Here is a 12,433-nt window from a genome sequence, read left to right on the forward strand (position 1 = left end):
GTTGACCCGGATGGACGAGTCAGGCGAAATATGTGCGGGGTGAATTGTGGTAGGATCGATGTCGGCCCTATGCCGGGCCCCCACCATCCGCAGCCGCACCGGGGAGACATGAAGATTTCTGGAGTTGGGTCCAAGGGTGCCGCGAGCGGCCCCCGCCGGACCGATAAGAACAGCAAACCCGGCGAGTTTCGTCGGGCGCTGGTCGATTCCATGGATCAGGCGGAGGAATCTCACGCCGTCGAGGCGTCGGTCGGGATCGGCAGCGTCGACGCGTTGCTGATGGTTCAGCAGGCCGACGATGCGTTGGAGCGCGAGACCCGCCGCCGTCTGGTCCGTCGTGGCGAAAGCCTGCTCGACGGGCTTGAAGATCTGCGCCACGGCCTGTTGATGGGCGAAATTCCGGTGGACAAAATGGCGACCCTGGCCCAGACGATCCGGGTCCGCCGTGAATCTTCGACCGACCCCCGACTCAGCGCGTTGCTGGACGAGATCGAACTGAGAGTCGAGGTGGAACTGGCCAAGCTTTCACGGCGGGGGTGATGATCTTGCCCGTTTTTTCGCTTTCGCCGCTACTGCTTCGGCAGGGTGTTCGCTTGCTTCAAACTTCTTGGATGAAAGACGGTGCTTGCGGGGGTGGGCTTCGGACCATATATTGCGCATCGATTTGGGACCGCCCGCGACTTCGAGGGTTTGAATGACCGTCACGCTGCCGCCGGATTATCATCCGTCCGAGGATGAACTCTTCATGAGCGATGTCATGAAGGAGTACTTCCGCCTGAAACTTTTGCGGTGGCGCTCCGAGCTGTTGCGCGAATCGGACGAAACCCTGCAACACCTCCAAGAAGGGGGCTTGCAGGAGCCGGATATCGCCGATCGTGCCTCCGCCGAAACCGACCGCGCCTTGGAACTGCGCACGCGTGACCGCGAGCGTAAGCTGATCGCCAAAATCGACGCCGCGTTGCAGCGGGTCGAGGATGGGACCTACGGCTATTGCGAGGATACCGGCGAGCCGATCAGCATCCGCCGCCTGGAAGCCCGTCCGATCGCGACGCTGTCGATCGAGGCGCAGGAACGGCACGAGCGCCAGGAACGCACTCACCGCGACGAATAGGTGTTGTTAACGGCACACGCCCCGGCGAAGCATGGCTTTGCCGGGGGTATTCCCATGCGTGGACTTTGGTACCATACCGGCCAACCTTTGTTTTGACCTGTTGGCCGGTATCTGGCCGCCATTGCGGCGGCGGCCAAGGGCGCGGATGCCCGCGCCCGGCGAAGGGCAATACGGCGGGTCAATTCATTGAGCCGCCGGTATCAGTCCCGCTGCGGATGGTCGTCGTCGATAATCCCGGCGGCGGCGCGCGCCTTGGCCAGGCTGGCCTTTTCCCGCAGACTGTCCGACCGCAACTGGCCGCAGGCGGCCAGGATGTCGCGCCCGCGCGGCATCCGGATCGGGGCGGAATAGCCCGCATCTTGCAAGATGTCCGAGAACGCCTTGACCGAACGCGGCTCCGGCGTTTCGAACTCTGACCCCGGCCAGGGATTGAACGGGATCAGGTTGAACTTGGCGGGCAGGCCCCGGATCAGCTTCAGCAACGCGCGGGCGTCGGCGGGGGAATCGTTGACCCCCTTCAGCATGATGTATTCGAAGGTGATCCGCCGTGCGTTCGACGCGCCGGGATAGTCGTGGCAGGCCTGGATCAGCTCTTTCAGCGGATATTTCCGATTGATCGGCATGATCCGGTCGCGCAATTCGTCGGTGACGGCGTGCAAGCTGACCGCCAGATTGACCCCCAGCCGCTCGCCGCACAGCTTCATCATCGGCACCACGCCCGAGGTCGACAGGGTGATGCGACGGCGCGAGATGCCGATCCCCTCGCCATCCATCACGATTTCCAGCGCGGTGGCGACGTTGTCGAAATTGTAAAGCGGCTCGCCCATCCCCATCACCACCACGTTCGACAGGCGGCGGCCGCTATCGTCGGGGGTAGGCCACTCGCCCAGCGAATCGCGGGCGACCATCACCTGACCGACGATCTCGGCGGCGGAGAGGTTGCGCACCAGCGTCTGGGTGCCGGTATGACAGAAGCGGCAGGTGAGGGTACAGCCGACCTGGGTCGAGACGCAGGCGGCACCGCGATCCTCGTCCCCGTCGGGGATATAGACGGTTTCCGCCTCGTTGCCGTCATTGAAGCGCAACAGCCATTTGCGGGTGGTATCGGTCGAGATCAGTTCGCGCTCGACCACCGGGCGGCGGACGACGAAATGCTCGGCCAGACGGGCCTGCATCGTCTTTGAAATCGAACTCATCTGGGCGAAATCGCTTTCGCCACGATGATACATCCAGTGCCAAAGCTGTTTGGCGCGGAAGGGCTTTTCGCCGATCGTTTCCATCGCGGCGATCAGGTCCGCACGCGATAGGCCGATCAGATTGGGTTTGGTTTCGGTCGCAGTCATGGGCGGAACATAGGGTTCCCGCGTCTTGGGCGCAACAGGCCCCGTCAGAGAACCTCTGTTGTCGCGCCCTCCCGCGCCATCGCGACGCCTTCGCGGGCCAGGGCGTCGGCCCGCTCGTTCTCGGGGTGGCCGTCATGGCCGCGCACCCAGTGCCAGGCGACATCGTGCCGGGCCGCCGCCGCATCCAGCGCTTTCCACAAATCGTCGTTCTTGACCGGCTTCTTGTCGGCGGTCTTCCACCCGCGTGCTTTCCAGCCGCGCAGCCACTCGGTCATGCCCTTTTTGACGTACTGGCTGTCGGTATAAAGATCGACGGCGCAGGGGCGGGTCAGCGTGTTGAAGGCCACCAGAACCGCCATCATTTCCATGCGGTTGTTGGTGGTCAGCGCCTCGCCGCCCTTCAATTCCTTCTCGGTGCCGCGAAAGCGCAGAATCGCCCCCCAGCCGCCGGGACCGGGATTGCCGCTGCACGCCCCGTCGGTGAAAATCTGGACCCGTTCGGTGTCGCTCATTCGATGCCGTATCCGCCGGGACCGGCGATGTTCTGGTGAAAGCGCAGCTTGTGCAGATATTCCATCGGGTCCTTGCGCTTGACCAGCGCTCCGGCGGGCGTGTTCAGCCAATCATAGCTGCGGGTCAGCAGGAAGCGGAGCGCCGCGCCCCGCGCCAGCAGCGGCAGAGCCGCCATCTCGGCATCCGACAGCGGGCGAAGGCGGCGATAGCCACTCAGCAGATAGCGCGCCTTGGTGGCGTTGAACGACCCGTCCGGCTCGAAGCACCACGCGTTGAGACAGATCGCGATGTCGTAGGCCAGCAGATCGGTGCAGGCGAAATAGAAATCGATCAGCCCCGACACCCGTTCCGGGGTGTCATGGTTACGTCCGCCCAGGAAGAAGACGTTGTCGGGGAACAGGTCGGCATGGATCAGCCCAACCGGCAGATCGGTCGGCCAGTGCGTCTCGAGATAGGCCAGTTCCGCCTCGACCAGCGGGGCGAGGCCGGGGGTAATCTCGTCGGCGCGGTCGCGGATCGTGTCGAACAGCGGCCGCCATCCCGCCACCGACAGGCTGTTGGGCCGCCGGATGGCGAAATCGGCCCCCTTCAGATGCATTTCCGCCATCGCTTCGCCCAGGGCAGAGCAATGGTCGGCCCGGGGGCGGCCATGCCACACCCCGGACAGGAAGCTGACGATGGCGGCCGGGCGATCGCATAGCGAGCGCAAGGTCTTTCCGTCCCGTCCGGCAATCGGGGTCGGACAGGCCAGCCCGCGCGCGGCGAGATGGTCCATCAGGCCGAGAAAGAACGGGAGATCGCCGGGATCGACCCTCTTTTCATAGAGGGTCAGGATGTAGGCACCCCGTTCCGTTTGCAGCAGATAGTTGCTGTTCTCAACGCCTTCGGCGATGCCCTTGCACGACACCACCTCCCCAATATCGTACTGGCCGACGAAGGCGTCGAGCGCGTCGTCGGAGACCTCGGTATAGACCGCCATCGTGGACTTATTCCGACAGGGATTGCGGCAGCTTGAAGGTCACCATTTCGGTGGTGACCCGGACTTCCTCAATCGTGACGTCGAAGCGTTGCCGCACGGCCGCGACCACTTCCTCGACCAGGATTTCGGGAGCCGAGGCACCGGCGGTGATCCCCAGACGCTCGATCCCCTCCAATTCGGCCCAATCGACTTCGGTGGCGCGCTGCACCAGCACCGAGCGCGAGCATCCGGCGCGGGTGGCGACTTCGACGAGACGGCTGGAATTGGACGAATTGGGCGAGCCGATCACCATCAGGGCATCGCAGCGCGGCGCGATCGTCCGCACCGCCGCCTGACGGTTGGTGGTGGCATAACAGATGTCTTCGCGCTTGGGCGACACGATCTTGGGGAAGCGGGCTTGCAGCACCTTGATCACTTCGGCGGCATCATCGACCGACAACGTCGTCTGGGTGATATAAGCCAGCTTGTCGGGATCGCGCGGCATCACCGTCGCCGCTTCCTCGGGGGTGCCGACCAGCAGGACGGTGCCTTCGGGCACCTGACCGATCGTGCCGATCACTTCGGGGTGTCCAGCATGGCCGATCATGATGATCTGGCGACCGAGATCGTGGTGCTGCTCGGCCTCGCGATGGACCTTGGTCACCAGCGGACAGGTGGCGTCGAGCGAGGTCAGGGCGCGCCGCTTTGCCTCCAGCGGCACCGTCTTGGGCACGCCGTGGGCAGAGAACACCACCGCCGCCCCATCGGGGACTTCGTTCAGTTCCTCGACGAACACCGCGCCTTTGCGGGCGAGTTCCTCGACGACAAAGCGGTTATGGACGATTTCATGGCGCACATAGACCGGCGCGCCGAATTTCTCCAGCGCCCGTTCGACGATATGAATGGCGCGGTCAACCCCGGCGCAAAAGCCGCGCGGGCTCGCCAGCAGCAGGGTCAGGGGCGGTTTTTTCGCAACGGAGGAATCTGTCGTCACTGGAGCATCCTTTCGCGGACTTGATGCCAGCTTGTGCCTGGCTGCCGCCTTCACTAAAGTCGGTTCGAAGGTTTACCAGATCATGGTCCGTCGAAGGAAGAATGGCATGCGTGAATTTGCCGCCCCCCGTGGCCGAGCCTTTGGCCCAGCCCTTTCGGTTCTGGCGATGGCGGTGGCCCTGGCCGGCTGTTCCTCGTTGACGAAGTCCGAGCCGCCACCGTGCCCCCCCGTTTACATCCTGTCGGACGCTTCGCATATCACCAAATTCCGTCCGGGGGCCGGGCGCGATCTGACCGACGTCGAGGTCGAGGCCGAAATCGTCGGTTTTAAGGGCGAATGCGGCTATGACGCCAAGGGCGCCAATGTCGATCTGTCGGTCAGCCTGGACCTCAAGCGCGGCCCCGCCGCCGTCAGTCGCGAAGCCACTCTCAGCTATTTCGTCGCGATCCCCAAATTCTATCCCGCCGACGAGGCCAAGGCGGTGATCGCGGTTCCGGTTGTCTTCCCCGAAGGCGTCGATTCGTTCCGCATCACCGACGAGGGGGTGCGGATGCAGATTCCGCTTAAGAATCGGGAACTGATTGACCAATACGTCATTTATCTCGGCTTCCAGACCACCGCTGATGAACTGGAACAGAACCGCAGGACCAAACGGTGAGGTCTGCGCCGGGCGATGACGCCCTGGCAGTATTGACCGGGGGCGTGTCGGTCGCGGCGGCGCAGAGCGACGTGGTCGGGGCCTGTGTTCTGGCGGTGCGGCGAGCCTGTGACGCGACCGGGCGGCGGCGGGTGATTCTGTCCGGCAGTCTGCATCCCGTCACCGCCGCTGCGATCGAGGCGGCGCTTGCTCCCCTGGCCATCGAGATCGAGTGTCTGGCCCCCGATCCGCTTGGGATCGAGGATTTGGCCGGGCGGACGGGCTGGGATCTTGCCGCCCTGGTGGTCCAGAGCCCCGATCCGTTCGGGACTCTGCGCGGGTTCGGTCTTGCCGCCAGCCTGTGCCGCGAGGATGGAACGGTGCCGGTGGCCGTGATCGCCGATCCTGCTTTGCTTGCCTTAGGCGGCCCGCCCGACGCCGATCTGGTGGTGGTTGGGGGGCACTCGCCGTTGCTTGGGGTCTCGCTGCCGCTGGGGCTGGTCTATGGACGGGCCGCGCTGGCGGAAGGATCGGGCGAAACGCCTGTGTCCGGTGCGGCGGTCGAGACGCTTGGGGCCGCCCTGGCCAACGACGGATTGGCGGCGCGGGCGCGGGCGGCTAACGATGCGGCCGAGCGGATCGCGGCGCGGCTGCGGCGGGTGAGGGGGCTGTCGCTGGTGTCGGGGCAGCGGTTCGCCACCGTCGCGCTCTATCTCGGCGAAGACAAGGATGCCGAGGCAATGGTGCCGTGTCTGCCCCGACTGTCCGGGATCGAGGCCGTTCCGGCCGCCCGGCTGTATCCGGGATGGCCGGAATTGCGGCCGCTGCTGCTGCTCTCGGTCACCGGCGCGATCGACGACGACGCCCCCGACCGTCTGGCGGCGGCGCTGGCTTGATACCAACCGGCCAAATCGAGGGTTGGCCGGTATGAGACCAATCCTCGGAACGACGGTTAAATCCGGTCCGGAGCGAGCTCGCGCTCGCTTCTCACCTGATTGCGGCCCTCGCGCTTGGCCAGATACAGCGCCTCGTCGGCGCGGTGAACCAGCGAGGTGATCGTTTCCCCGGCGACGAATTGGGCGACGCCCGCCGACAGGGTCACCTGTCCCAGGGTTTCGCCGGTGCGGCGGTTGGTGACCCGACGTCCGGCGACGCGCAGACGGATATCGTCGGCGATCACAATCGCGGCCTCCAGATCGGTTTCGGGCAGGATCAGCGCGAATTCCTCGCCACCATAGCGGGCGGCGGTGTCCTTGGACTGGATCGTCTCGACCAGCGAGCGGCCGATCAGCTTCAGAATCTGGTCGCCCAGCGGGTGGCCGTAAGTGTCGTTGAAGCTTTTGAAGTGATCGACATCGACCATCACCAGACAGAGCGGGCGGCCGGTATAGTCGGCGTCGCGGATCGCCTGGGTGATGACCGAATCGAAGGTCTTGCGATTGGCGAGCTGGGTGAGGGCATCGGTCGATGCCTCGCGTTGGAGGCTGTCGAGCGCATCGCGAAGCTGGCGGATTTCCCGTCCCGACGAGGCCAGTCGCCGTTCGAGCTGGCGGTTGAGATCGGTCATCGTCCGCGTTTCGGTCAGGATCGCCGCGACCGCTTCGTTGATCTGGCCCGGCGTCGGGTCGTTGGTGCTGAGGCAGCCCGAAAAGTTTTCCAGGGCCGCGCCATAATTCGACGTGCCCTGCGACGCGTGGGACAGGTAATCGAGCATCCGCCCGACCGCTTCCTCGACCCGCTGGCCGACCTCGCGCAATTCGGCCTTGTCGGGGGTGAAGGCGGCAAACCGTTCGTACAGGGTGTCGTTGATCTCGGGGGAAAAGCGCTTCCCCGCCCGCAAAATCTCCTCGATCGCCGCCGTCAGTTCGGGATTGCGTCCGTTGACGTAGGCGTACCAGATCGAAAAATTCTCGGGATAGGGCGGAATCCGATGCCGCTCCATCATGCCGAGAGCAGCCCGTGCGCAATGCAGGGCAACGTCGATCGGGTCGGAGTTCCTGTTATCAGCCAAGACCTATTCTGCTCCCAATGATGTCCATCGTTCCGCTCAATTGCACTGCCCCAGCGATCCCTCGGCGCAGCGGCGCACCCCGTCGGTCCACAGCGCTCCCGACAGATCGGCCCCCAGCATTTCCGCGCCTTGCGTTCTGGCTCCGGTCAGGTCGGCTCCGCGCAATGAAGCGTTGAAGAATCGGGCGCGCCGCAGATCGCTGCGCACCAGCGATGCGCCGGCCAGATCGGCCTTGGTGAAATCGGCATCGCTGAACTGGCCGTCATCCAGCTTTGCGCCGCGCATCCGGGCCGAGACGAAGCGGACGCGATAGCCGTCGACCCGGACCAGATTGGCCCCCGACAGGTCCGAGCGCTGGAAGCTGGTCTCGCGCAGCCGCGATCCGGTCAGGGTGTCGCCGATAAAACCACGCCCGTCCATGTAACAGCGTTGCCAATCGACCCCCGCCGCCGCGGGCGCGTTGCAATCGGCGGCCAAGGTCGGAGCGGCGAAGCCGAGCAGGACAAAAAGGAAAAGGGCGACGATCCGCATATTGTTCCGTGGGTCTAAACTCACCCCGACGAAGGGCGACGGACTCAAGTATGCCCGTCCCGCCTCGCGACCGCTACAACGCTTCGATTGAATTGTTGCCGATTGAGTGTTCCCACGGGGGATATCCGGACAGACCGGCATTCCTACCAGGTCATCCAGCCGCCCAACCACAGCCAAGCCACCGCGATCGCCATCGTTACCAGGGTCAGGGGGATACCGGCGCGGGCGAAATCGCCGAACGACAGTTTCGCTCCGACCGAGGCGGCACGCTCGGCGACGATGATGTTGGCCATGCTGCCGACCAGCAGGAAATTGCCCGCCAGGGTGGACAGCAGCGCCAGCCCGGTCAGCGCCCCCGGATCGGGCGTGTGCCAGACCGCGAGGATCAGCATCACCGCAGGTACGTTGCCGATCGAGTTCGAGGCGACCAGCGACAGCGGCAGCATCGCCCCCAACGTTTCGGGGAACAGCCCGTTGTCGGCCAGACTCTCGACCCATTGCCGGGCCAGATCGGTGTCGGCAAAGGCTCCGGTGACGACGAACAGGCAGGCGAACAGCAGCAGCAGGTGCCAATCGACCGAGCCGATCATTTCCCGCGACGACATCCGGCGGCTGGCCAGCAACAGACCGGCGATCACCATCGCGCCGACTTCGCGCGGCAGCGGGGCGGCGAACAGCAGGGCGAGGCCAAGCAGAGCGCAGGCCCCCTTCATCGCCTGCCAGCGGTGCAGGTGCGGACCCGACGTCAGCGGCGGCGGCGGGGTCGGGGTGGTGTTGAGTTCGGCTCGCCAGATCCAGGCGATGGCGACATGGACCACCACCAGCGAGGCCAGCGCAGGGACGGCGCAGGCGGCGAGGAAGTCCCAGAAATCCAGCCCACCGACCTGACCGATCAGAATGTTTTGCGGATTGCCGATCAGGGTGGCGGCGCTGCCCGCATTGGCGGCACCGACCAGACCGAGCAGATAGGGGCGGGGATCAAGCCCACGGCGGCGGATTCCTTCGGCGACAATCGGAGTCATCGCAAAGCAGACGACATCGTTGGCCAGCACTGCCGACAGCCCGCCCGCCGCGACGATCACCAGAGCCAGCAGGCGTCGGGGCGAGCCGGTGCCCCCCGCCACCCGCGCCGCCACCGCGTCATAGACCCCGGCCAGTTGGAACTGGGCCGACACGATCATCAAGGCGAACAGCAGCAGCAGGGTGGGGACGTCGATCGAGCTCCCCATGGCGCGGACGCCGACCTTACCCGACAGCAACAGGGCCACCACGGCGACCAGCGCGATGCCGGTGCGGTCGATTTTCAATCCGGGCACGCTGCCGAAAGCCATGCCGAGATAGGTGAGGACGAAGACGACGATGACGAAGGTATCCATGGCTCTGTTTATCGCCCGTCCGCCCGTCCGCAATCAAGAGAAGTCAAAGCCCAAATGAGGAATTGCCGGTGTCTCGGGGCTTTTGTCTTGCGCCAGAGGGACGGTTGGGATAGGGCGATGTCATCTATCAGTCCGAAGGGGTAGCATGACCGAACTTTCCGCTTTGGCTGACCGCGTCGAGCGGTTGCGGGCCACTTCCGTTCTGTGCGTCGGGGATGTGATGCTGGACCGCTTCGTTTATGGCTCGGTCGACCGGATCAGTCCCGAAGCGCCGATCCCGGTGCTGGCGGTCCAGCGCGAAAGCGCGATGCTGGGCGGCGCGGGTAATGTCGTGCGCAATCTGGTTGCGCTGGGGGCTCATCCGGCGTTCATCGCGGTGGTCGGTGACGACGCGCCGGGGCAAGAGATTGCCCGGCTGGTTGACGAGCACAAGACGATCGAACCCGCGCTGCTGGTCGAGCCCGGCCGCCAGACCACGATCAAAACCCGCTTCTTCGCGTCGAATCAACAGCTTCTGCGCGCCGACCGCGAAACCCGCTCTGCGGTAACCGAGCCGGTCCGCGCCGAGGTGCTGGCCCGCGCCGAGGCCCTGATGGCCAAAGCCGGGGTGGTGGTGCTGTCCGATTACGGCAAGGGCGTGCTGGCTCCCGACATCGTTGCCGCCCTGATCGCCCGCGCGGCGGGCAAGGTGGTGGTGGTCGATCCCAAGGGCACCGATTATTCGATCTATGCCGGGGCCACCATCGTCACCCCCAATCGCAAGGAATTGCACGAAGCGACCGGAATGGCGGTCGATAATGACGACGAGGTGGTTGCCGCCGCCCGCCATCTGATCGCCACCTGCGGCATCAATTCGGTGCTGGTGACCCGCAGCCAGGACGGGATGACTCTGGTCCAGGGCGACGGGGCGGTGCATCACCTGCCCGCCGAGGCGCGCGAGGTGTTCGACGTTTCCGGCGCGGGTGATACCGTGGTGGCGACCCTGGCCGCCGCGTTGGCCTCGGGTGCCAGCCTGCTCGAAGGCGCGGTGCTCGCCAATGTCGCTGCCGGAATCGTCGTGGCCAAAGTCGGCACCGCCGTCGCCTATGCCGATGAACTGATCGCGGTGTTGCATCACGGCGACCTCACCGCCGGCGGGTCGAAGATCGTCACCGCCGCTGCTGCCGCCGATCTGGCTGATCTGTGGCGGCGCAAGGGGCTGAAGGTCGGTTTCACCAACGGCTGTTTCGACCTGCTCCATCCCGGCCATGTCTCGATCCTGGCCCAGGCGCGGGCGGCCTGTGACCGGCTGGTGGTCGGGTTGAACAGCGATGCCTCGGTCCAGCGGCTGAAAGGTCCGACTCGTCCGGTCCAGTCCGAGGCGGCGCGGGCCACCGTGCTGTCGTCGCTGGCCTCGGTCGATCTGGTGGTGATCTTCGGCGAAGACACCCCGCTGGCGCTGATCGAGACGTTGCGTCCCGACGTGCTGGTCAAGGGGGCCGATTACACCGTCGCGACGGTGGTCGGTGCCGATCTGGTTCAGGGCTGGGGCGGCAAGGTCGTTCTGGCCGACCTCATCGAAGGACAGAGCACCACCAACACGATTCGTCGGATGAATGGAGGCGCGTCATGAGCGGCACGAGTCCCGGACTGACCCAGCTTGGCCAGGCGACGGCGCTGCCGTCCGATCCGGCCGAAGCGGTGTTGGAGGTGGTGCCCAATCCCCACCCCGGCAGTCTTTATCTGGTTCGCTTCACCGCGCCGGAATTCACCTCGCTGTGCCCGATCACCGGCCAGCCCGATTTCGCCCATCTGGTGATCGATTACGCCCCCGACGCGGCGTTGGTCGAAAGCAAATCGTTGAAGCTGTTCTTGGGCAGCTTCCGCAATCACGGCTCGTTCCACGAGGATTGCACCCTGGCGATCGCCAAGCGGGTGGTCGCGGCCACCGCCCCGACCTGGCTGCGGATCGCGGGCTATTGGTATCCGCGCGGCGGCATTCCGATCGATGTGTTCTGGCAGACCGGCCCGGCCCCGGCCGGATTGTGGTTGCCCGATCCCGGCGTGCCGTCTTATCGCGGTCGGGGATAGCGTCATCGTGGTGAAAGCCGAGATCCGCGCCCAGGCGCTTCGTCTCGGCTTTTGCGATGTCGGCTTTGCTCCGGTCGATGGGGAGCCGCGCTGGGCCGAGGATCTGTTCGGTTTCCTGGCTGAAGGCCGCCAGGGCGAGATGAACTGGTTGGCCGACACCGCCGACCGCCGCGTCCGTCCCCGGGCCTTGTGGCCCCAGGCGCGGACGGCAATCGTGTTGGCGACCAGCCACGCGCCGCCCGACGATCCCCAAACGGCGACCCGTCTGCCCGATCGCGGCGCGATCTGCGCCTATGCCCGCAGCCGCGATTATCACGATGTCATAAAAAAGCGGCTGAAAGTGTTGGCGCGCTGGCTGACCGAGCGGTTCGGTGCCGAGGTGCGCGCCTGCGTCGATACCGCCCCGGTGATGGAAAAGCCGCTGGCGCAGCAAGCCGGGCTGGGCTGGCAGGGGCGGCATACCCTGCTGGTCTCCAAGCGTAACGGCGGCTGGATGTTCCTGTCCGAACTGCTGACCGATCTCGATCTGCCGCCCGATTTGCCCGAAAGCAATCATTGCGGGAGTTGCCGGGCCTGCGTCGAGGCCTGCCCGACCGGAGCCTTGGACGGCGAAGGGCGGATCGATCCGCGCCTGTGCCTGTCCTATCACACCATCGAGGCCAAGGCCCCGATGCCCGAGGCGTTGCGGCCTCGGATGGGGAACCGGATTTACGGTTGCGATGCCTGTCAGGCCGCGTGCCCGTGGGTGCGGTTTTCCGCGCCGTCCGATCCCGATTTTCTGCCCCGGATCGAGACGATGGTGCCTCGGCTGGGCGATCTTGCCCAATTGGACGAGGCGGGGTTTCGCACCCTGTTCGTCGGAACCCCGGTCAAACGGGTCGGACGGGAT

At 65.4% G+C, this 12,433-nt stretch carries 14 protein-coding genes; 7 read left to right on the forward strand and 7 right to left on the reverse strand.

Translation table 11 applies throughout. The features are described from left to right. The first annotated feature begins 108 nt into the window (after positions 1–108). On the forward strand, positions 109–540 hold the full coding sequence (locus K678_RS07535; protein WP_021131865.1) for a flagellar assembly protein FliX: 432 nt from the start codon (positions 109–111) through the stop codon (positions 538–540). Between the two features lie 154 nt (positions 541–694). Then, positions 695–1,111 carry an RNA polymerase-binding protein DksA gene (gene dksA, locus K678_RS07540; RefSeq protein ID WP_021131867.1) on the forward strand — a complete coding sequence of 139 codons (417 nt, stop codon included), beginning with the start codon at positions 695–697 and terminating at the stop codon, positions 1,109–1,111. 200 nt (positions 1,112–1,311) lie between these two features. Here the strand turns inward: dksA and rlmN are convergent, their stop codons facing one another. Genes rlmN through ispH form a run of 4 tightly spaced genes read right to left on the reverse strand, consistent with a single transcriptional unit; the run spans position 1,312 to position 4,919 of the window. Continuing rightward, complete coding sequence (gene rlmN / locus K678_RS07545) at positions 1,312–2,454, reverse strand: dual-specificity RNA methyltransferase RlmN (RefSeq protein ID WP_021131868.1); 1,143 nt, start codon at positions 2,452–2,454, stop codon at positions 1,312–1,314. A 44-nt stretch (positions 2,455–2,498) separates the two neighbouring features. Next, positions 2,499–2,966, reverse strand: a complete 468-nt coding sequence (rnhA, locus tag K678_RS07550; protein WP_021131869.1) for a ribonuclease HI — start codon at positions 2,964–2,966, stop codon at positions 2,499–2,501. After that, positions 2,963–3,946: a homoserine kinase gene (locus K678_RS07555; RefSeq protein ID WP_021131870.1), complete on the reverse strand. Its 984-nt coding sequence runs from the start codon at positions 3,944–3,946 to the stop codon at positions 2,963–2,965. Before K678_RS07555 ends, rnhA begins: the two co-directional genes overlap by 4 nt. Before the next feature lie 7 nt (positions 3,947–3,953). Beyond that, positions 3,954–4,919, reverse strand: a complete 966-nt coding sequence (ispH, locus tag K678_RS07560; protein ID WP_021131871.1) for a 4-hydroxy-3-methylbut-2-enyl diphosphate reductase — start codon at positions 4,917–4,919, stop codon at positions 3,954–3,956. A 106-nt stretch (positions 4,920–5,025) separates the two neighbouring features. Here ispH and K678_RS07565 point away from each other — a divergent pair, with 106 nt between their 5' ends. Together K678_RS07565 and K678_RS07570 are read left to right on the forward strand one after the other, a co-directional pair. Next, positions 5,026–5,577, forward strand: coding sequence for a hypothetical protein (locus K678_RS07565; protein ID WP_021131872.1), 552 nt, complete (start codon positions 5,026–5,028; stop codon positions 5,575–5,577). Continuing rightward, positions 5,574–6,452: a PLP-dependent aminotransferase family protein gene (locus K678_RS07570; protein ID WP_155804493.1), complete on the forward strand. Its 879-nt coding sequence runs from the start codon at positions 5,574–5,576 to the stop codon at positions 6,450–6,452. Before K678_RS07565 ends, K678_RS07570 begins: the two co-directional genes overlap by 4 nt. Positions 6,453–6,508: 56 nt before the next feature. Here K678_RS07570 and K678_RS07575 read toward each other — a convergent pair whose 3' ends face one another. The 3 genes from K678_RS07575 to K678_RS07585 form a co-directional block, all read right to left on the reverse strand. Continuing rightward, the gene (locus K678_RS07575) at positions 6,509–7,567 is read right to left on the reverse strand and encodes a GGDEF domain-containing protein (RefSeq protein ID WP_051185871.1); all 1,059 of its coding nucleotides are present in this window, start codon (positions 7,565–7,567) and stop codon (positions 6,509–6,511) included. 36 nt (positions 7,568–7,603) lie between these two features. After that, complete coding sequence (locus K678_RS07580) at positions 7,604–8,098, reverse strand: pentapeptide repeat-containing protein (protein ID WP_021131875.1); 495 nt, start codon at positions 8,096–8,098, stop codon at positions 7,604–7,606. Positions 8,099–8,241: 143 nt separating this feature from the next. Further along, positions 8,242–9,474 carry an anion transporter gene (locus tag K678_RS07585; RefSeq protein WP_021131876.1) on the reverse strand — a complete coding sequence of 411 codons (1,233 nt, stop codon included), beginning with the start codon at positions 9,472–9,474 and terminating at the stop codon, positions 8,242–8,244. Positions 9,475–9,619: 145 nt separating this feature from the next. Here K678_RS07585 and rfaE1 point away from each other — a divergent pair, with 145 nt between their 5' ends. The 3 genes from rfaE1 to queG all read left to right on the forward strand — a co-directional run. Then, positions 9,620–11,086, forward strand: a complete 1,467-nt coding sequence (gene rfaE1, locus K678_RS07590) for a D-glycero-beta-D-manno-heptose-7-phosphate kinase (protein WP_021131877.1) — start codon at positions 9,620–9,622, stop codon at positions 11,084–11,086. Continuing rightward, complete coding sequence (gene queF, locus K678_RS07595; RefSeq protein ID WP_021131878.1) at positions 11,083–11,544, forward strand: preQ(1) synthase; 462 nt, start codon at positions 11,083–11,085, stop codon at positions 11,542–11,544. The genes rfaE1 and queF overlap by 4 nt, the downstream gene beginning before the upstream one ends. 7 nt (positions 11,545–11,551) lie before the next feature. After that, a partial coding sequence (gene queG / locus K678_RS07600) for a tRNA epoxyqueuosine(34) reductase QueG (protein ID WP_021131879.1) occupies positions 11,552–12,433 on the forward strand: 882 nt, incomplete at its 3' end.

The organism is Magnetospirillum fulvum MGU-K5, from assembly GCF_000442515.1.
Classification (GTDB): domain Bacteria; phylum Pseudomonadota; class Alphaproteobacteria; order Rhodospirillales; family Magnetospirillaceae; genus Phaeospirillum; species Phaeospirillum fulvum_B.